17 protein-coding genes and 1 tRNA gene are annotated in these 21,224 nt (G+C 41.6%); 4 read left to right on the top strand and 14 right to left on the bottom strand.

Features of this window, described 5'->3' with window-relative positions; all coding sequences use genetic code 11:
- Positions 1-227 precede the first annotated feature (227 nt).
- From ACX6CI_RS07140 to ACX6CI_RS07120, 5 genes are all read right to left on the bottom strand, one after another.
- Complete coding sequence (locus ACX6CI_RS07140; protein WP_458777473.1) at positions 228-728, bottom strand: deoxycytidylate deaminase; 501 nt, start codon at positions 726-728, stop codon at positions 228-230.
- Between the two features lie 4 nt (positions 729-732).
- Complete coding sequence (locus ACX6CI_RS07135; protein ID WP_458777472.1) at positions 733-1,560, bottom strand: alpha/beta hydrolase; 828 nt, start codon at positions 1,558-1,560, stop codon at positions 733-735.
- Positions 1,561-1,769: 209 nt separating this feature from the next.
- Positions 1,770-1,846, bottom strand: a tRNA-His gene (locus ACX6CI_RS07130).
- A gap of 67 nt (positions 1,847-1,913) precedes the next feature.
- Positions 1,914-2,564, bottom strand: a complete 651-nt coding sequence (locus tag ACX6CI_RS07125; RefSeq protein ID WP_458777471.1) for a zinc ribbon domain-containing protein — start codon at positions 2,562-2,564, stop codon at positions 1,914-1,916.
- A 121-nt stretch (positions 2,565-2,685) separates the two neighbouring features.
- Positions 2,686-4,383 carry a prephenate dehydratase domain-containing protein gene (locus ACX6CI_RS07120; protein ID WP_458777470.1) on the bottom strand — a complete coding sequence of 566 codons (1,698 nt, stop codon included), beginning with the start codon at positions 4,381-4,383 and terminating at the stop codon, positions 2,686-2,688.
- A gap of 257 nt (positions 4,384-4,640) precedes the next feature.
- Here ACX6CI_RS07120 and ACX6CI_RS07115 point away from each other — a divergent pair, with 257 nt between their 5' ends.
- Positions 4,641-7,589, top strand: a complete 2,949-nt coding sequence (locus ACX6CI_RS07115) for a DEAD/DEAH box helicase (protein WP_458777469.1) — start codon at positions 4,641-4,643, stop codon at positions 7,587-7,589.
- A gap of 43 nt (positions 7,590-7,632) precedes the next feature.
- On the opposite strand, the gene ACX6CI_RS07110 is transcribed toward ACX6CI_RS07115, so the two are convergent.
- The 3 genes from ACX6CI_RS07110 to ACX6CI_RS07100 form a co-directional block, all read right to left on the bottom strand.
- Positions 7,633-8,082: an SH3 domain-containing protein gene (locus ACX6CI_RS07110; RefSeq protein WP_458777468.1), complete on the bottom strand. Its 450-nt coding sequence runs from the start codon at positions 8,080-8,082 to the stop codon at positions 7,633-7,635.
- 144 nt (positions 8,083-8,226) lie between these two features.
- A complete protein-coding gene (locus ACX6CI_RS07105) occupies positions 8,227-9,141 on the bottom strand; it encodes a S66 peptidase family protein (RefSeq protein WP_458777467.1) in 915 nt (304 codons plus the stop codon).
- Between the two features lie 12 nt (positions 9,142-9,153).
- On the bottom strand, positions 9,154-9,948 hold the full coding sequence (locus ACX6CI_RS07100; RefSeq protein WP_458777466.1) for a type III pantothenate kinase: 795 nt from the start codon (positions 9,946-9,948) through the stop codon (positions 9,154-9,156).
- Between the two features lie 134 nt (positions 9,949-10,082).
- Here ACX6CI_RS07100 and cutA point away from each other — a divergent pair, with 134 nt between their 5' ends.
- From cutA to ACX6CI_RS07085, 3 genes are all read left to right on the top strand, one after another.
- Positions 10,083-10,412 (top strand): divalent-cation tolerance protein CutA, encoded by a 330-nt coding sequence (gene cutA, locus ACX6CI_RS07095; protein WP_458777465.1) that lies wholly within the window; start codon positions 10,083-10,085, stop codon positions 10,410-10,412.
- Between the two features lie 311 nt (positions 10,413-10,723).
- Positions 10,724-12,559, top strand: coding sequence for a DNA topoisomerase IV subunit B (locus ACX6CI_RS07090; protein ID WP_458777464.1), 1,836 nt, complete (start codon positions 10,724-10,726; stop codon positions 12,557-12,559).
- Between the two features lie 61 nt (positions 12,560-12,620).
- Entirely contained in the window at positions 12,621-14,648 is a 2,028-nt protein-coding gene (locus tag ACX6CI_RS07085; protein WP_458777463.1) for a DNA topoisomerase IV subunit A, read from the top strand.
- An 89-nt stretch (positions 14,649-14,737) separates the two neighbouring features.
- Here ACX6CI_RS07085 and miaB read toward each other — a convergent pair whose 3' ends face one another.
- The 6 genes from miaB to ACX6CI_RS07055 form a co-directional block, all read right to left on the bottom strand.
- Positions 14,738-16,096: a tRNA (N6-isopentenyl adenosine(37)-C2)-methylthiotransferase MiaB gene (gene miaB / locus ACX6CI_RS07080; protein ID WP_458777462.1), complete on the bottom strand. Its 1,359-nt coding sequence runs from the start codon at positions 16,094-16,096 to the stop codon at positions 14,738-14,740.
- A 43-nt stretch (positions 16,097-16,139) separates the two neighbouring features.
- Positions 16,140-16,361, bottom strand: coding sequence for a DUF4911 domain-containing protein (locus ACX6CI_RS07075; RefSeq protein ID WP_458777461.1), 222 nt, complete (start codon positions 16,359-16,361; stop codon positions 16,140-16,142).
- Positions 16,354-17,799 carry an adenylosuccinate lyase gene (gene purB, locus ACX6CI_RS07070; protein ID WP_458777460.1) on the bottom strand — a complete coding sequence of 482 codons (1,446 nt, stop codon included), beginning with the start codon at positions 17,797-17,799 and terminating at the stop codon, positions 16,354-16,356. The genes ACX6CI_RS07075 and purB overlap by 8 nt, the downstream gene beginning before the upstream one ends.
- 294 nt (positions 17,800-18,093) lie before the next feature.
- Positions 18,094-19,788 (bottom strand): single-stranded-DNA-specific exonuclease RecJ, encoded by a 1,695-nt coding sequence (recJ, locus tag ACX6CI_RS07065; RefSeq protein WP_458777459.1) that lies wholly within the window; start codon positions 19,786-19,788, stop codon positions 18,094-18,096.
- 8 nt (positions 19,789-19,796) lie between these two features.
- A complete protein-coding gene (gene miaA, locus ACX6CI_RS07060; RefSeq protein ID WP_458777458.1) occupies positions 19,797-20,744 on the bottom strand; it encodes a tRNA (adenosine(37)-N6)-dimethylallyltransferase MiaA in 948 nt (315 codons plus the stop codon).
- Positions 20,744-21,166, bottom strand: coding sequence for a ComEA family DNA-binding protein (locus ACX6CI_RS07055; protein WP_458777457.1), 423 nt, complete (start codon positions 21,164-21,166; stop codon positions 20,744-20,746). The genes miaA and ACX6CI_RS07055 overlap by 1 nt, the downstream gene beginning before the upstream one ends.
- Positions 21,167-21,224: the final 58 nt, after the last annotated feature.

Raw genomic sequence — 21,224 nt, 5'->3', positions numbered from 1 at the left:
GTTTTCACTTAAAACCTTATCTCCATAGGTGGGCTTACCTATGGAGAGAGGTCATTGTATCACTCTCTTACTTTCCGCATAAAAAAAAGTGCGTAGCTTTACGCAACTAACCCCGATAAACGAGATTAGCACCTTCGAAAGAGTGCGATATCAGTTAGTTTTCCAACACTCAAATTCTCGGAGCCTATGCTACCTGTTTTGTATTACAGCTTTTCCTGGGTAAGGTACTAAAAGAGTTCTGGAGGAATAAAACTAACGGTCAAACCCTCAAGTTTGGTCTCGAGCTGCCTGTAACTGATATTCGGGCACTTATCCAGCATGATCTTAGATGCTTTTACTTGATCGGTATCCTTATACTTATCAGAGAGATATATGATTTCCTTGATACCTGCCTGAATAATAACCTTAGTACATTCATTACAAGGAAAAAGCCCTACATAGATTCTACAGTTGCGTAAATCTTTTGAATTTGCATTGAGCACAGCATTGAGTTCAGCATGGCAAACATAGGGGTACTTTGTATCTAAAAATGCCCCCTGTCTTGCCCAGGGGAGCTCATCATCAGAGCATCCTAATGGAAAACCGTTATACCCCACACCAACTATCTTATTCTGTTCATTTGCAACACAAGCACCAACCTGAGTGCTTGGATCCTTACTTCTCTGGGCTGAGAGAAGAGCAATTGACATAAAATACTCATCCCACGATAAATAATCCGTTCGTTTCATATGGTTATTTCTCCTGGGCTTCGTTGTATTTTCGTCTCTTTTGACGCCAGGTGTTTACCCCGCAGAGGGTATCAATAAATTTCTTAATGGTCTCAAAATAAAGATTCCCACCACTTGCATAGAGAGAGTCATGTTGAGCACCTGGAATAATAAAGAACTGTTTAGTTCTAGCTCCACTTGAAGCCTGTAGCTTTTCAGCTTCCGCAATGGAAATAAAAGCATCCCTTGCCCCGTGAAAAATCAGAGTAGGGAGCTTGATTTTCTCAATCTTTTCAAGATTACCAAATCCCTGTTCCTCCAGGTTGGCTATACCATCAGTCGATACCCCCCGATTATTGAGATAATCAACAATCTCACACATAGCACTTTCAAGAAGAATCCCTTTCACCGGATCAGGGTTTCGTGACACGACATCAACTGCCAAAACTGACCCTAGAGACTGGCCCATGATAAATTTTGCACCTTCAAGTTTATTACTATCAAGCCATGCTATTGCCTGGTCATAGAGTACACGGCCATCTTCATAGAACTCTGCAAGTGTATTTGGACTCCTTCCGTTATCACCTCTATAGGAAAGGACCATAACATTCAATCCATGGGCGGTATAACTCTCGGCCATCTCTTTGTACTGAACAAGAGGTGTGTCTGTGGATGGATAAAAAATAATATTCGCGCTCTTAGGATCATGGAGATAATACTGCACTCCTATAGAGTTGCCGCTTGCGTCCTTAAATGACAAGGTTTGAGCACTATCGGAATTCTCTGCAAAGCCATCACGTTTACAATCAAAAAAGAGTGAGTTGATTTCTGGATTATCTATAATTTGAGTCATATGAATTGCTATATAAGAATATTAAATTAAAAATAGTTCGATTACAGGAACAGACAATGTAAATAATTGTGATCCAAAAAGCCATAGATAGTTCAAGGAGAAGGGCAACCTCAGACATAGATGTATGTGACAAGGTACTCATGAGGGCGACTGAAAAGTAAAAACAAAAAAACCCACAAACGGAGTTACCGTTTGCGGGTTTTGATAAATGGGGTGAGCGAGGGGACTTGAACCCCCGACCTCCTGGGTCACAACCAGGTGCTCTAACCAATTGAGCCACGCCCACCACAAATCAATTTGTGCCAAAAGCCTGTCCTATATACCCGTTCAGATTTTCTTTTGCAAGAATAAAATTACGATAAATCCTCTTTACAATGCATACATTTTTCTGCCTGGGCCTTAATAACCTCAAAACAATAAGGACATTCCTTTTTATAATTATTTGCAAGTAATTGCTTAATACCAACATTAACTGCAGATTGTAAGGCCGGATCTTTAAACTTATGATTTCTCAGTGGATCAACGCAATCTAAATTATTAATTGGAGCAATGTATCCTGCTGCTTCCTCTCGAGCTTTTTTTCCTGCACCTTCATCGAGTAATAACGTAATAACAGGATCAATATCTTTATTAGCAACACAAGTTTTGAGTGCTTCTTTTGCCTTTTTTGTCAACTGATACTGCTCATTTTGTGCGCGGAGTTCATTTTTATCAATAACACAGGCCTTGAAAGCATCTGCATTACCAACCATCATATAATTTTTTTCCTTACTATCAGGTAGTTCCATATACCGATACGATGAGTGGTGCCCGTATTGATTTTCAATTTGCTCCCAGCCCTTTAGAAACACTGAGCAGGAATCGTTGAGACAGATAAATAGAACCTCAGATCCCCAGCCTAAACCATCGCCAATATGAATTGGTGGGGCTTCACAGCACGACAAGGTTTCGTTGCAATGAGGACAAATCTTCACCTCATCTAAATAACGAAGATTACTAGACATGTTACAACTCCTTGGGTAAAAATATTAATTCCGCTAACGTCTAGACCATAATTCTATAACGGTATACGGTTAAGTTCAATGATCGACTACTATAGTTATCTCACCTGAAAATACAATTGATTTAGCTCATCTTTAAATTCGGTTGACTGAGTATCTCATCCACAGCCTTTGCCTGCTTCATTCTGGACTGGAGGAAATCTTTGGGCATAACGTCCCTGTTAGATTCCATTATTGTCTGAAGATCTGTAATTTTACCGTTTTCAGCGAGCTCTATAAGTTCCAGCATGTTTTCAGCAAAACTCCGGACTATTTTTCTACCATCGCCCTCTGTTGCCATTATTTCTGCGTAGGTCCTGGGGTTTTGGTTATGAACTCTCGCCATGGCCAAAATGCCATACAAAGAGGTGAGGGTAGAGTGACTACCAATATCGTTAAAATTGATTTTATGATCTTTAAGGGTCATACCCAGTGCTACAGAGACGGTTGTGGGAAGCTTTTGACCAACACCCATAAGTAAATCATGTTTTCGAGCACTATCATGGAAGATGTCCGCACCATGCTTATACAAAAATGCTTCAAACTCACTACAAAAACTACCACTTCTATGGGTTCGTACTATTGTCGCATTCTTATCTTTCATGGCAACAGCCTGGGGTCCCCACAGATTATGAACAAACATCACTTCAACCCCCTGGCTCGTATTCTCCAGAGCTGAATCAAGTGTGTTTTCAGACTCTCCGGCAAGGATAATAAGTGCCTGACTATCTCTTAGGTAAGGGCCATATTGCGTAATAGTTGATGCTGTAACGGATATGGGAACACAGACCATCACCACATCTACCTCAGCTATCATATCAAGTGGTGTGACCTCTGTTGTACGCCCTGTGACAATGGTTTTATACCCTTCATTTCGCAGACGATCAGCAAACCAGAGGCTCATATCACCACTACCGATAAAACCAAATGAATTGATTTTCTTCACCCTCATATCAACCCGTGGGAAGGATCCGAGAATATTCAGGGCCCCATCTTCCTGAATAACTTGGGCTTCGATGGTTTGTAATGCCTGCTTGATATTGGCTTCTTCGATGTGGCCTTCAATTTCCAAATAAATTCGCAGTTTCTGAGTCTTAATGTCACCTTCAGACCTGAAATCTAGGATATTAATACCACGCCTTGTAAATTCACCCAGAATATCAGCAAGCATACCCACCCGATCTTTAAGGGGTTTTGTTATTACTGCTGTGGCATCATAGTCAGTTTTGTGCACAGGTTGTTTACTCAATACGGCGAATCTGGTTCGATTATGGGAAACAACCTCCCGTTCAAGCAGTTTAAGTGTGTGCTTTTTAACAAGCTCTTCGGTTTCAATGACAGCAACACCAAGCTTGTTTTCACTGACGATGGATAACATGGCATTATCAATATCAGTTACAGCCATGCGTACAACGTCAGGGAAATGCTCCTCAAGGTATTCAGCACACTGCAGGAAAACGGAGCCTCGTCCGACAATTGTATGAATGGGGGCCCCGCCTTCGGAAGGGTTTTCAAGGGCTCCAATCGACAGATGAATAGGCAGCACCACGTTGTCAATCCAATAACAGTGTTCCATACCGGATATTAAACGGAAATACTCTTTAACCTCACCTTCTCTCGTGTTATACACCGGTATAAGGGCGAGAGCATCGCTCTCTTTTGAAAATTGCTCTAACACTTCTGATATTCTTGAAAACACAGAGATTGTAGCACTAGAATCATACTGACGACTGGCCTGATAGCTATCTGAGCCAACAGGGCCTATGGTAAGAATAGAAGACATAATTGAATTGTGCAGTAGGGATGAAAGCTTTGCGGTTATACTGGATAATGTATACTTCCAGGCCGCCTGAAGTCAGCTATAGTTAATGGAACTTCGCAAATTATCCGTTAACAGGGTAATTTTCAAGATTTTTCACTTATCTGATCTTTTTGTATTGTTTCAAGTTGCTTAAAATCTTCGTTTATCTACAGTTTTTAAGAATATTTAGAGAGAGGTATTTATTCACATCTCTTCATTGGAGTTAGAATACTAACAATATGCACGCAGATGTAACGGAATATATTGAGGCGTTAAAAGGTTCTTCAAAATTTGGCCCACAGGTTGTGTGTCACAGGACTGTTGCCCCGAAAGATTCCACGTTCTCAGAATCGTCAAGCCTTCATCCAAAGCTTACACAAGTCCTACAAGATCTTGGGGTTGAACATTTATACAGTCATCAGGCTGAGGCAATTGATTATATTAATAGTGGTAAGGATATTATAGTAGCGACTCCAACGGCATCGGGGAAAAGCATGATCTACAATCTGCCGGTGTTAAATGACTACCTTACAAACAACGAATCAACGTCACTCTATCTCTTTCCACTAAAGGCTCTCGCCCAGGATCAGCACAAGGTTCTAGAAAACCTGTATAACAGGTTACAACCTGGGACGGATGATCCAAATAAAATATTTTCAGCGTTATTTGACGGAGATACCTCTAGTTACAAGAGACGTAAAATAAGAGACACCCCTCCTCAGGTTATTCTCAGCAACCCTGAAATGCTCCACCTTTCAATGCTTGCGTACCATAAAAGTTGGGTGCATTTTTTCTCAAAATTAAAATTTGTCATCATTGATGAGGTGCATAGCTACCGTGGTGTTCTTGGAAGCCATATGGCATGGATACTTCGAAGATTACAACGTATCGCGTCCTATTACGGCTCTTATCCCACTTTTATTCTTCTCTCAGCGACCATTGGTAACCCTGGGCAACTCGGCAAGCAACTACTTGGTCGTGATGTAGAGGTCATAACTAAGACAGGTGCTCCCCAGGCTGAGAAAAATATGCTTTTCCTCAATCCCTGGGACAGTGCGGCACACACCGCAAGTCAACTGCTTGAAGCGTCCATAAAACGGGGACTACGGACAATTGTCTATACCCAGTCACGGAAAATGACTGAGCTCATAAACCTCTGGACCAGTCCAAAACTTGGCAACTTATCTGATAAACTTTCCAGCTACCGCGCCGGATTCTTACCAGAAGAGCGAAGAGAGATAGAACGTCAATTATTTAGTGGTGACCTACTCGGTGTAATCTCAACGTCCGCTCTAGAACTTGGGATAGACGTTGGTGATCTCGATCTATGTATACTGGTTGGCTATCCAGGCTCAATTATGTCTACCTGGCAAAGGGGAGGGCGGGTTGGCAGGTCGTTTAGGAAGTCAGCAATTATACTCATAGCTCAGGAAGATGCACTGGATCAGCATTTTATGCGTCAACCGGAAGACTTTTTTGTCAGAGAACCTGAATCTGCCATATTAAATCCTGAAAATCACACTATCTCAAGCCAACATCTCCATTGTGCCGCAGCTGAGTTACCACTTGTGCAAGGGGAACCTCTACTTGAGAGTTCTTTTGTGGAAGAAGAGCTTCAACTCCTGATGCACTGTGGAATCCTGCTTGAGACAGCTTCTGGTGGAACATGGATCGCCACGCGTAAATACCCGCAACGTCTCGTCACAATACGCGGAGGTGGCGAACAAATGGATATTATTGACGGGAACAGCGGCGAGATTATTGGCGCAATTGACAACGCTCGTGCCCTTAAAGAATGTCACCCTGAGGCCATCTATCTCCACAGATCAAGAACCTGGGTTATTCAAAAGTTAGATATTGAGGGTAAAGAAGTTATTGCCCTAGAACAGAGTCCACAATATTTCACCAGACCAACGGTTGAAAAGCAGACAGAAATACTAGAGCGTATTGCCTCTAAAACAAGCTTTGGCTTGCAGGTTTCTTTTGGCCGTGTACGGGTGCGTGAAAGAGTTACCGGATATCAAAAAAGAAACAATAGAACCCAAAAACTTATATCAACAATCCCACTTGATCTCCCTGAACAGACCATGGAGACGGAAGGGGTCTGGCTTGAAATCGATCAGTCCATTGTCGCCGTAATGGAACAGGGTAAATATCATTTCATGGGGGCGATCCACGCCCTGGAACACGCAATGATCGCACTGTTTCCCCTCCTTGTCCTTTGTGACCGAAATGATATTGGAGGGATCTCATGCCCAATGCACGAGCAGACAGAGCGAGCTACAGTTTTTATCTATGATGGATATCCGGGAGGTGTTGGACTTGCTCAGGAGGCCTATGAAAAAATAGACACACTCCTTCAACAAACAGAGTCTACAGTTGCCATTTGTCCTTGTAAAACTGGCTGCCCATCATGCGTTCATTCTCCTAAATGTGGATCTGGAAATCGGCCCATCGATAAAAGAGCGTCTCTTGCCTTGCTCACAGAAATATTACATCAAAAGCATATAACAGTTGAAACTTCGGGGAGTACATTGCCAGAAAAGGTTAAGGCAGGACACGCAAATAATTGCACAGTAACCAAAGAAAAACAAACATATAAAAAAGGTCTTGATGCACTACCAGAAAAATTCGGGGTATTTGACTTAGAGACCATTCGCTCAGCAGAAGAGGTCGGGGGATGGAACAGGGCAGAGATGATGGGAGTCTCTGTTGGGGTTGTTTACGATTCAGAGCATGATAGTTATTTCACATATCTAGAAGATGAAATGAATGGACTGGTTGACCACCTCACCCAATTTGATCTGGTGGTCGGTTTTAATAATAAGCGTTTTGATAACAGGGTGCTTTCTGCCTATACCAGTATTAATCTCCACACCCTTCCTACCCTGGACATCTTAGAGGAAATCCACAATTATCTAGGTTACAGACTCAGCCTGAACAGGCTGGCGGAGCATACTTTAGGTGTTCAAAAAACCGGAGACGGACTTCAGGCACTGCAATGGTATAAAGAGGGCAGGATAGATCTCATTCAACACTATTGCAAAAAAGATGTGGAAATAACCAAAAATCTGTTTGTGACAGGTCTTGACCAGGGCTATTATCTATTTGCGAATAAAGCGAAACAAGTTGTTCGGTTACCACTTACAATGGATATGACTATTGCAAAAATCTTAGACCACCCGTGAGATGGCCTAAGAATACGAACACATTATTAGCAATCTATTACAATTATGGCCAAAGGAGTGGAGAGTAGATCCAGCCCACAGTTCCGCTTGTATGGCGAACCTTGGTCCATTTCCCTTCTGAAGAAATCTCTTGCAATACTACGCCACGCTCCACATCAGCCACAACAGGATTGTTTTTTGATGGGCCTGAACGCATATTGAGGCTTTTCTGTGCATCTACAATGACAGTATCCTTTGTTTTCACAATACTGTTGTGAATCCAGCCAGTATCCTTCTCATAGTCACTGACTTTGTACCATTCTCCCTGGGTTTTCAGAACCTTAAGGGGATAGCCTTGGAATAATTCCATGGCTACAGGATACTTTGTTCCAGGTCCTGTCCGTACATTTGCGTTATCGGTGGTTACTGATAAATATTTTGCAGCATACGCTGAAGTGGCACAAAATAAAGCAACTGAACTTATAGCTATGATTTTTTTTATTTGATTTTTCATATCTACTAAAATCGTAAAAAATATTTTTTAATTTAACTACATAAACATGGTATCGACAGCAAGATCGAATTTAAATCCAAATTTTTTATAGCACTAATCAGGGTGCAAGTCAAACGTTGAATCCCAAAGCAAAACACTACGGTTTCAAATAAATGTAAGATCACAGTCGCTACAATTCATGGTAACCTCGGCCCCTAAAGGAAAGGTGATGTTACGCGAACAATGCCCTGCTGGAAAGTTACCCCAAACCGGAATATGCCCATTGGGAGCAAGTTCCAGAACCCGTTGCCAAACCTGTTCTTTATAGCGTAATGCCCCTGTACTGTCTGCATCTTTTTGAGAGGAAAAGTCGCCTAATATAAATCCTTTAACTTTTTCAAACTTTCCTGCAGCTGCGAGCTGCGTCAACATCCTGTCCACCTTATAGACAGGTTCATTAATGTCCTCTAAAAACACAATGGAATTGGACCAACTCAGATCATATTGAGTACCAAGAAGCGTAGTCAGGCTCGCAAGATTACCACCAATAAGGGGCGCTGTAACCGTTCCTGTTCCCTGAAGTTGAACAATATTTTTATCATGTATTGTTCTTGTCCACTCCCCAAGAAGACTTGATTGAAGTTTTTCAAGACTATCCGGACTAGCGTTTGAAAGGGTGGTTATGGTTGGACCATGAAGGGAGACAAGGCCAATCTTGTTGTATAAATAATTTAAAAGAACAGTAATGTCAGAAAACCCCACAAGAAACTTTGGATTGGCTGCAATGAGCCCTAAATCAATTTTATCAAGAATTCGTAAACAGCCGTAGCCTCCTCTCATGCAGACAATTGCCTTCACATCAGAATCGCATAACAGGGTATGAAGCTCATCAACTCTGTTATCATCACAGTCGGCAAGATATCCTGCCCCCGGCCACAGTTCCCTTGGAAACTTAACCTCAAAACCTAGTTCTCGTAAAACATGCACCCCGGAATAAAAAAGAGATTCATCACTGAGCATCCCGGCAGGTGCAATGATACCGAGAGTATCTCCTTTTCGTAAGGGTTTGGGCATAATCATTGTTGTCGTATCCTAGGCAAGTTCGTTATATATGTATTGAAGTCCCTGCAGGGTGAGTTTAGGTTCGATTACGTCAATGGACTGCGTAAAAGGAGCAATGAGTTTTGCCATACCACCAGTGGCAACCACCTTAAATGGTTCATCAGGGTTACTGGTCATTTCAGAGCGAATACCCGCGACAAGACCGTTAATCATAGCACCATAGCCATAGAGTATTCCGCTTTTCATAGCCTCGACAGTTGATTTTCCAATGATCTGAGAAGGCACATTTGACACATCGACATGGGGAAGTTTAGCCGTTTTATTAGCAAGGGCCTCAAGGGAAATGGCAATACCAGGAAGTATCGAACCGCCCAGGTAGGCACATTTTTCGGTTACGCAATCAAATGTTATGGCAGTTCCGAAGTCAATTACAACCTGTTTGGTTTTATTTAACCTCCATGCGGCAATTCCATTAACCAGACGATCTGCTCCAACTTCCCTGGGATTATCAAGCTGCACATCAATTAACTTATTAATTCTTTCAACATTTACTACAAAAATGTCTTTTTTAAGACCTGCTGAAAAATGTTTTTCACAGCACGTAACCCATGCAGATTGAAGGGTAGGGACGACACTTGCTATAATTATCCCCTCTATTTCTTCTGTAGCAATACCTGCCATATCAAAAAGCGCATGGTAATAGATTGCCAGCTCGTCCCCGGTACTTTTGGCATCGGATTTAATCCGCCAATGACCGACCAATGAGCCATCTTTATACATTCCTGTTACGGTATGGGAGTTTCCTATATCAACCACCAAAAACATAACTCACCTATTTTAATGTTAAGGTTTGTACAACTTTGATATACTGGCACAGTGAAAACAGAAAAAAGATTACACACGGCTTGCTCGTGTGCCATTTGCTCGCAAGATGTACCACTTTACAAATGACCATGCCAATGAAAAATATAATTGTACTTCATACTACGGTATCTAAAATTGAGGACGCACAAAAAATTGCATCACTTTTACTGGGGGAAAAACTCATAGGATGCGCTCAGATTGATGGCCCCATTGAAAGTATCTATACCTGGAAAGATGCTATTGAGACGGAACAGGAATATAGACTATCGGTAAAAACTACAAATGCTCTTTCGACAAGGGTTATGGAAATGATACAAAAACATCACCCCTATGAAGTACCTGAGATAGTAGGTAATAGACTGGAGTACTGCTCAAAAGAATATCAAAACTGGCTTATCGGAGAAGTAAATAATGAATCCGCCTAAAAGAGAAGGATACCGCAAACGAAGAACAGGCGAATATGTTTGTCACTGCTGTAAAGAAAAACAGGAGTTCTGTTGGAGTTGCCCTTGTGGTTTTATGATATGTAAAGAATGTTTTGAAGAGAACAAGTGGGGAATAAGCAATGGCCCCACATGGATATGCCCTGATTGCGAGAGAATTAGAATGATGTAAGTCCTTCCTACACCACTGCTCTATTGCTTTTTCATCGATGTATCGGAGTTGCAGATTCCATTCAAATGAAATAGTATGTATCGTTTGTTGCCAACTATTCACTCTGCCATTTTGTATTGCTATGAATGTATCCACAAGTACCTACGACGAAAGTAAAATCAAGACTCTCAGCTCCCTTGAGCACATTCGTAAGCGTCCTGGAATGTATATTGGGCGGCTTGGGGATGGAAGCAACCAAAATGATGGTATATACATACTCTTAAAAGAAGTTGTTGATAACTGCGTTGATGAATTCATCATGGGGGCAGGAAAACGTATCAACATCAATATTAATGAAGAAGGCTATGTATCCATAAGAGACTTCGGCAGAGGAATTCCCTTAGGGAAAATTGTAGACTGCGTTTCTACAATTAATACCGGTGCTAAATACAACACCGATGTATTTCAGTTCTCTGTTGGTTTAAATGGTGTTGGCACCAAAGCTGTTAACGCACTTTCCACTCATTTCACGGTCACATCCTATAGGGATGGAAAATTCGCCAAGGCCACATTCAGTGATGGAAAGCTTCTCACCAAAGAAGAAGGGGACTCCGAAGAAAAGAACGGGACCAGCATTGAATTCTTACCTTCAAGTGAAATGTTTCCCGAATTTCAATTTGATGAGTCTTACATAGACAAAAGACTCTGGCGTTATGCGTACTTAAATGCCGGCTTAAAAATCTATTTTGGCAAGACCCTCTATTATTCTTCTCATGGCTTACTTGATCTCCTCGACAAGGAGCTTGATGGAGCGCAACTCTATCAACCAATCTATTACCAGGACAACACATTAGAGTTTGCATTTTCCCACACTGACAGTTTCAGTGACTGCTACTACACCTTCGTTAATGGAACCTACACCAATGAAGGTGGAACCCACTTGTCAGCATTCAGAGAAGGCATTCTAAAGGGCATAAATGAATTTTCCGGCAAAAAATTCGTCAATACTGATGTGAGAGACGGGATTGTCGGTACTCTTGCGGTGAAGATCAAAGATCCTGTCTTTGAATCTCAGACCAAAAATAAGCTTGGAAACACTGAAGTTCGCTCCTGGATTGTCAATACTGTAAAGGATGTGGTGTCCAGTTGGCTATACAAAGAACCTAAGACAGCAGAGCGTCTTATTGAAAAGATTATTCGTAACGAAAACGTACGAAAAGAACTACAGAGTGTCCGTTCTGAAGCGAGGGTAAGGGCTAAAAAGGTCGCATTTAAAATCCATCAGTTAAAAGATTGCAAGTACCACCCGGCTAGGGACAAACCTTCTGCCAAGGGTAAAGAAAACATGATTTTCATTACAGAGGGTCAGTCCGCTGCCGGTTCAATCGTTTCAGCAAGGGACCCGATGACCCAGGCAGTGTTTTCACTCAAGGGAAAACCCTTAAATGTGTTCGGTCAAAAAATGACCACCCTCTACAAGAACGAAGAAATGTACGCATTGATGAGGGCATTAAACGTTGAGGAATCTATTTCTGACCTCCGTTTTGATAAGGTCATTTTGGCAACAGATGCCGATGTTGACGGTCTTCATATCCGCAATCTGCTGCTCACCTTTTTTCTTCACTATTTCGAGCCATTGGTTAAACTTGGACATATCCACATCCTTGAGACACCAATTTACAGGGTTCGGAATAAAAAGGAGACGATCTACTGTTATACAGACAAGGAGAGGGTGGCTGCCCTTAAAAAACTCTCAGGAAAAGGCCATAGAAACTTAACCACAGAGATTACCCGATTTAAGGGCTTAGGAGAGATATCTCCCAAGGAGTTTAAGCAGTTTATTGATGATGGTATCCGCTTAAGAAGTGTGACACTTGATTCACTGAGCGAGGTAAACAAGGTACTCTCTTTTTACATGGGTAAGAACACCCCCGCAAGACGTGAATATATCATGAAAAACCTGGTGATTGATCAATAAGATTATAATCTGGCTGGAAATCAATTAATAAGAAAAATCATTACCGATTAGATACATTATTATGGACAATCACCCCGGGAAACTGCACCAGCTTTTTGATGAGAATTTCTTAGAATATACCTCCTATGTTATTCGTGATCGTGCTATCCCTGCGATAGAAGATGGTTTAAAACCTGTACAACGACGCATCCTGCAGACCTTGTACAATATGGAGGATGGTCGTTTTCATAAAGTTGCAAACGTAGTGGGGGAGACAATGAAGTTGCACCCCCATGGCGACCAGTCCATCTTTGCCGCCCTTGTAAACCTTGCAAACAAAGGTTTTCTCATCGATCGTCAGGGGAATTTTGGTAATATTTTCACTGGTGATAGAGCTTCTGCAGCAAGGTATATTGAGTGTCGACTTTCCCCACTTGCAAAAGACATCCTGTTCAATAAAGATCTAACCGAATTTATCGACTCCTACGATGGCCGGATGCAAGAACCGGTTACACTGCCATCAAGACTTCCATTACTGTTACTCATGGGCGCGGATGGTATAGCTGTTGGTATGGCCACCAAGATACTGCCCCATAATTTTTGCGAACTGCTTGATGCACAAAAGTGTGTATTGCAGGATCAGGAATTCACCCTTTATCCTGATTTTCCACAAAAAGGATTGCTCGATTACGCAAACTATGATGATGGCAATGGCAAGGTCAGATGCAGGGCTCGGATGGAAGAGCTCAATGAAAAAACAATTATCATAAAAGAGATACCATATACAACGACGACTCAATCTCTGACCGATTCAATAGAAAAGGCTGCAAAATCGGGGAAAATTAAAATTGTTTCAATCAACGACTATACGGCCGAAGAAGTTGAAATAGAAATAAAACTTGCCCGGGGAGTCTACGCCAAAGACACAATCAAAGCGCTCTATGCTTTCACCGATTGTGAAGTTGCAATTACTCCTAATCTCACTCTTATAAACGGCAACACTCCGGAGACCACCACAGTAACGGATGTTATCACCCAAAACACCCACAAATTAAGAGATGACCTACAAAGAGAGCTGGAAATTCAACTTTCAAAGCTTGAAGACAAACTTCATTCAAGGCTCCTTGAGCAGATCTTCATCGAAGAACGACTCTACAAAAACATAGAAGAAGAAACCAGTTACAAAGCGGTCGTTGCAAGTGTTGATACAGCACTGCTTGATTTTAGTAAAGAACTGTTACGACCACCAACTCAAGAGGACATTGAAAGACTCCTTGAAATTCGAATAAAGCGAATATCTAGATATGACATTAACAAACAGCTCAAAGAGATAAAAGATATTCGCAAACAAATCAGGGCGATTAAAAAATCACTTAAAGATATTACCAGTTATACAATCAACTTTATTGATGACATCCTCGCCAAATACGGTGACTACTACCCTCGACTCACTGAATTAACGAGCTTTTCCGAGGTAAGTTTTAGAAAGGCGGCTCTTGCAAACCTTAACGTTGTCTACAATAGGCAATCGGGGTTTATCGGCACCCAGGTCAAAGAAGAGGATGAAAAAGAAGACTTAAGTGTCACCTGTTCTGAGTACGACAAGCTACTACTCATCTATAAGAATGGTCTTTATAAATTTATTCCGGTAAGTGAAAAGTTTTACGCTGGAGATGAGCTTGAATGGGTTGGTATTGTACAAAAGAAATGCATTTTCAATATACTCTACAGAGATGGAGCTGAAAACTTCACCTATGCAAAACGTTTTAAAACCCCGAGTTTTATACTGGAGAAAGAGTATAGACTGTTTGCACAGCATAAAAGGTCAAAAATCACCTACATGTCTTTTGGGGAAGGCCAATACGCTCGTGTAAACCTTATGCCATCTTCACGGGCAAGGACGAACAATTTAGATATTTCCTTTGACGACTTTTTAATTAAAAATGCAGCTGCAAAAGGAAAACGAATTTCCACCAGGGTTGTTCGCAGGGTTTCTCCAGCCACAGGACCCCAGGAATCTCCTGTAAAAAGAAATCTGCCTCTACCAGGCCTTGACCAGGATAATGATCAACCTAAAGAAGTACCGCCCACAGAACCAAAAGAGGAATGATTTTTATAAAAAAGGAGTTAACTGTATAAACAGCTTAACTCCTTTTTTTGTGCCCATATTTAGACAAGTTGCAGAAGTTCACCGTCACACTAAACCAATTCACCTTTTAGAGAGTGTTGTCCTGCAAAATTGATTTTGACACTCAAAAACTCACCTGCTTTTACAGATACAGGTTCATTAATATGAACAATATGGTTCGTTTCAGTTCGCCCCTTTACACTGTCTGCAGAAACTGACTCGACCATAATTTCTTTAATCTGGCCTACAAATTCTTCATTGCGTTCGAGACTGATTTCATCCTGCCGCGCTTGAAACCTGGCAAGGCGCTCAGACTTAACTTCTTCATCGACCTTATTGTCAAACTCACTGGAACGGGTGCCCGGTCTGTCCGAGTATTTAAAAGAGAATGATCCGTGATAGCGAACAGTTTCAAGAAGTTCCATGGTGCCGTCAAAATCTTCGTCAGTCTCACCTGGAAATCCGACAATAATGTCGGTGGAAAGGGCAATTGAAGGGCAATATTCACGTAGTTTCTTGACTTGACCAAGATACTGTTCAATGGTGTACTTACGATTCATTGCCTTCAGGACATCATCTGAACCGGCTTGAACCGGAAGATGAAATTGGGGGCAAAGAATATCAACATCACGAAAGCATGACATCAACTCATCAGTTAAATCTTTAGGGTTAGAAGTGGTAAACCGCAACCTCTTTAAACCTTCGACCTTCGCAACCTGACGGAGCAGTTCTGAAAAGTTATAGTTACTATTATCCGGACAAACCCTATTGGTACGGGCATAGGAGTTAACATTTTGCCCAAGAAGAGTAATCTCTTTCACTCCGCCCTGAACAAGAACTGTAACCTCATCAACAATATCCTGAGCTTTCCTGCTCACTTCCCTCCCTCTGGTGTAGGGGACAACGCAGTAGGTACAGTAATTATTACACCCCTGCATGATGGTCACAAAACGACTATGTTGAAATCCTGCAGTTTCAGTGCTTGCTGACTCAGAAGAGGAGGGGACATCAGGAAGAAATTTAGGAATGTTATAATTATCTTCCATTGAGGTAATAACTCTGCTTTCTCCCCGCTCTGCACCGATCAAATACTCACCAATCTGATAAATATTCTGGGTACCAATTATCAGATCCACATGGGGCATACGATCGATAATTGTTTTCCCTTCCTGCTGAGCAACACAGCCAGCAACACAAATCTTCATCGCTGGGCGCTTTTCTTTGGATTTTCTAAGATATCCAAGAAGACTCATAACTTTTTGTTCAGCCTTGGCACGAATTGAACAGGTATTGAGGATAACAAGATCTGCTTCTTGAATATCCATACCTTCAACGTAACCGAACCGAGATAATGACTGAGCCATTATCTCAGAGTCCCTTTCGTTCATCTGGCAACCAAAGGTCTTTATAAAAAACTGTTTATTTTCCATATCTGAATACTACATTGATAATTCCACTTTAATAAGTGAGTTATTATGACACTAATTGGTCAGAAATACTGGTGACAAGTGCAAAAAGCTCAGTTCTATGCCCCTGAGAGTAGCGTAGCACGACTACTCCCTCTCTACTATCCACACTTGAGAGAATAGCGAGGTTGTCATAGGCCTCTATTACAAATTTAAGATAATGAAACCTGTCAGGAGATATCCTTAAAAACAGAGGCTCAAGTATAGGCTTACATTCACTGTTACACATTTAATGAGGAATCCACTTTTGTCATATTATTCTCATTTGCAGTCAAAAGAGGGGAGACCACTTCAGCAAGAAATTCCTCAGTCTGCTGTTCAGCGCGGCCTGTGAATTGAGAATAATCACTGATCATCGCCTCTAATTCCTTTAATTCAAATGGAATACGATCGTCAGCAGCCAGGCGACTAATAAGGTCGTTGTCTCCCCCCTGTTCCTTGACAACTTTTCCAGAGGCAAGGGAATGTTCTTTTACAACCTCATGCATTTCCTGCCTGCTTTCACCTTTTTCGACGGCTTCCATCAGAATTTTTTCTGTCGCCATGAAAGGAAGTTCGGCTGCGAGGTGCTTCTTGATTTGATTTGGAAATACAACCATATCCGAGGTGATATTTACAAAAAGCTTCAGTATCGCATCGGTCAACAAAAAGCATTGTGGGATATCCATTCTACGAATGGCAGAATCATCAAGAGTACGCTCAAACCATTGATTGGAGTAGGTAGAGCTAAAGTTTTGCGGCAGGTTCATCAGTTTTCGAGCAAGACCAGTTAAACGTTCTGAGCGCATAGGATTTCTTTTATACGCCATGGCGGAAGATCCTGTCTGCTTAGCCTCAAAAGGCTCTTCCTGAACTTTCAAGTTAGATAATAATCGCAGGTCTACAGCAAACTTATGGGCTGTTGCCCCTACGCCTGCAAGAGTCTCGGCAAGCTTCATATCCAGCTTTCTTGAATAGGTTTGGCCGGTAACTGCAAAAGTGTCTTCAAAACCAAGCTTTTCAGCAACGAGCTTATCAAGGGCACGAACCTTGCCGTGATCGCCTTTAAATAATTCTATAAAAGTAGCCTGTGTACCGACAGTTCCTTTTGCTCCACGGGCCTTGATAGTGCCAAGGAAATGCTCTACATACTCAAGGTCCATTATGAGATCTTGCAGGTAAAGAGTGTTTCTTTTACCAACAGTTGTCGGCTGGGCGGGCTGATAATGGGTAAACCCAAGGGTAGGGAGGCCCTTATATCTATCGCAAAACGATGCCAGGTTTTTTATAACCTGAAGAATAGCGCCACGAATCAATTCCATAGCTTTTTTCTGCACGATAAGATCTGTATTACAAACGACATATTGAGAGGTGGCCCCCAGATGAATAATCCCGGCAGCTTTAGGGCATTTTAAGCCAAATTCATAGACGTGAGCCATCACATCATGCCGAATCTCTTTTTCTTTCTCAGCAGCAACGTCATAATCAATATTTGTAACGTTGTCCCGCATCTCCTGAACCATTTCCTCAGAAACAATGGAAGTAAGACCTAATTCTAGCTGCGCCTCAGCTAGAGCAACCCAACAACGTCTCCAGGTTGTGAATTTGGTTTTTTCAGAGAAAAGTTCCTGCATTTCTCTACTGGTATAACGACTAACAAGAGGCTCCTGATAGATTTCCCGAGACATATATAAACTCCATGTAAGATTAACTTTATCTTTTATCTTGCTGCAAACAGGTGGTTACATTGAACAGAGACTGCAGGACTGAACCATGAACAAAAGCAAGGAAGATCCTCTATATAGCACTTTTAGTAAATAATAGAAACCAGAGATACTTCCCAGAGGGTGAATCCGACAAAACTACACAATGTCGCATAATGTATATTATGTTTATATATTTTAATATAGTGTGATAACAGCTATTAAAATGATATGGATCGTCTAGCTAACTGCAATTGATGCAGAACACACCAAAACCCATTAAATTAAATCCACAACTCGCAACTGCCAGCTTACAGTTCCTCTGTATCTGTTTTTTGTTGGTGCGAAATAAATTGTGCTCTCAGGATTTTCCTGAACAATAGAGACCCTATCACCGAGATTGAAACCTATCCCTTTGTAGTTTGAATATTCGCCACGAATGATAAGATTTAAATGAGAATTCAATTTACCGACCGTCTTAGCCTGTACCACTTTCGTATTTCTATCTAAAAATATTGGCGATTCATTTCCTGGTCCGTACGGCTCAAAGTGTGTCAAAAACGATAAGGTAGTACTGTCCATCACTTCATCTACGCTCGCTTCGGTAGCTTTTGTAATTTTTCGTTTCTTATTTAGACCTTCCAGTTGTTTTTTTACATACTTACTGAAGTTTTGACTGAAGAGATCTAGAAAATCGTGTTGTATGGTTAAACCAGCAGCCATTTCATGACCACCGTACTTTTCAATATGCTCCTTGCAGTTATTAAGTGCTTCAATAACATTAATTCCCTCAACTGATCGCACTGAACCTTTTAGAACTTTAACACCTTTATCATCTCTACCTTGGGCAAAAACAATGGAGGGAACCTTAAACTCCTCCACAAGACGTGATGCTACAATACCAGCCACACCCAGATGATACTCCCCCGAACATATACAACAAAAAGATTCTTGAATTAACGACTTAGAACAACTTTCTAAAGCTTGATATAGGTCATCTTCGCAGATGTTTTTTCGTTTCTGATTGAGTCGTTCCAGTTGTTCAGCACCCTCTCGAGCCTTGCTTTCATCTCCGGCCAAAAACAGATCAATCGCAATATCACTCCTGCCAAGGCGTCCCGCAGCATTGATTTTCGGGCCAATTAAAAAACCGATATCTTCAGAGGATATCTCTTGGTCATAAAGTCCACATGAACTCAGCAAGGCCTTTAATCCCGGAAATTCGGTGGTCTTCAGAGCCTCCAGCCCTGCTCTAACCAGAATTCTATTTGTTTGGGTAATTTCAACCAGATCAGCAACGGTCCCAAGAGCTACGAACGCCATGTAGTTTTTAAGACGTAAACCAGACGCCCTTTTCGACCATTTACTAGAATCTGTCAGGCTCTTTCTCACTGCAGCTGCCAGATAAAATGCCACCCCGACGCCTGCAAGTTTTTCACTATTAAAACCGCATTCTTTCTGGGAAGGGTTTACGACAATACAACGAGGGATACCACCAGGCGGGATAGAGTGATGATCTGTAACGACGACTTCCCCTCCAAGGGTTTTAATGCTCTCAATCTCATCGACATTTGATATTCCACAGTCAACGGTTATAAGTAAAAATTTACGTGAGAAAAAATCAGAGATATTCTCCTGCAACCACTCCACATTTAAACCATATCCTTCAGTTAATCTATTAGGTATGTGATATTTTGCAGCTACCCCTAGTTCTCTAAAAAAATTAACGAGCAAGCCTGTGGAAGTTGTACCATCGACATCGTAATCTCCCCAAACCACAATCTGAAGATCATTTTCAATGTAGTATTTAATACGGGAGGCAGCCTCCATTAGACCTTTCATTTGATCCGGCTGTGGCAGGTTTTGCAATTTTGGATATAAAAAATCGGCTATATCAGCCTCTTCCACAAGTCCCTTCGCACTCAGAAGCCTCTTGCATAAGGCAGGTATATTTATGCTATTATTATCGTTCATTGAATATCTTATACGCCCTGACGCCAGTTGCCGACCATCTCGAACACCTCATCTTTATCATCAACATCCACCCATTGAATATTTTCGTTTTTATTGAACCAGGTGTACTGACGTTTGGCATATCGTCTTGTATCTCGAGCCAGGAGCCGAAGCATTTCTGCTTTGTCATAATCACCCCTGAGATACGCAACCATATGTCGATAGCCTATTGAACCCATTGATTTCAACTCTGGTCCGTAGCCTTGCCCCAGCAGTCCCTTTACTTCTTCTTCAAGACCAGAACCCAGCATCAACTCAGATCTGTAGTTGATTCTTTGATATAATTTTTCCCGATCACACGTCAGGCCAATCTGAAGAGCATCAACATCAAGACCTCCTGAGCATTCCTGCATCTTTTGGTTGGCTAGGTGTTGAGACCAGGGGACGCCACTTATCTGATATATTTCCAGGGCCCTTAATAATCGCTGTGTGTCGTTCTTATGCACTTTTTCTGCTGATATACTGTCACATACCTTTAACTCTTCATGTAGTACATCACACCCTTCAGTATTCAATCTGTTTTTGAGTATATCCCGGATATCCTGGTTAGAAGGTGCTTCAGGAAAGATTCCTTCAAGTAATGATTTGATATATAACCCTGTTCCTCCTGTGAGTAGAGGAAGTTTTTCCCTGGATAAAATTTCTTTTATACATTCTGAAGCATCCTTTACAAATCTTGCAGCGTCATAATCTTCATGAGGGTCAACAACGTCTATAAGATGGTGAGGGATTAAGGTTCGTTCTTCAATAGACGCCTTTGCTGTGCCGATATCCATTTTTCTGTACACCTGCATGGAATCCACACTTATTATTTCACAGTCAAATTTGGCTGCTAACTCCAAAGACAATGCGGTTTTACCTATGGCAGTCGGTCCTATCAATACCAGTATTTGGGGTTTAGTAACTTGATTTTCCACTAATTAATTATAAGTTGTGTCATCAGGTATTTGGCACGTTTGTCCCCTACCCCTGGTAACGTTTTAATTGATTCCATGCCTGTAAATCGGCCATTAACCGTTCTATACTCTATAATGTCTTCAGCCAGTCTAGGACCTATACCTGGAACCGTTTGCAAAAGTTCTGAGCTCGCCTGATTTACCGGTACTTTTTGAAAGTAAAAAACAGATAGTGAAGGAGTAGTAAAATTTTCCTGCAATACATGACTACTTGTTGTGCATTCTACCTCTACAAGCCGCCCCAAGTTGCTATCCAGCATCAAGCAAGACTCTGGCTCAGCAGTTTCAAGCTCATTAGAGACAAAAAAAATAGATAAAGAGAAAAGCACTAGCCCGAAAAAAGCAATAGCCAATCTCATGTCGTTTTTTGTAGTATCAGCCATCCCAGTCAATAAGTGCACCACCCTGAACTACTCATATTGAAAAAATCTGATTCTCTTT

It is taken from the genome of Desulforhopalus glucosivorans (genome assembly GCF_054397165.1).
Note: the sequence above shows the minus strand (reverse complement) of the source record. Positions and strands in the feature narration are given on the sequence as shown.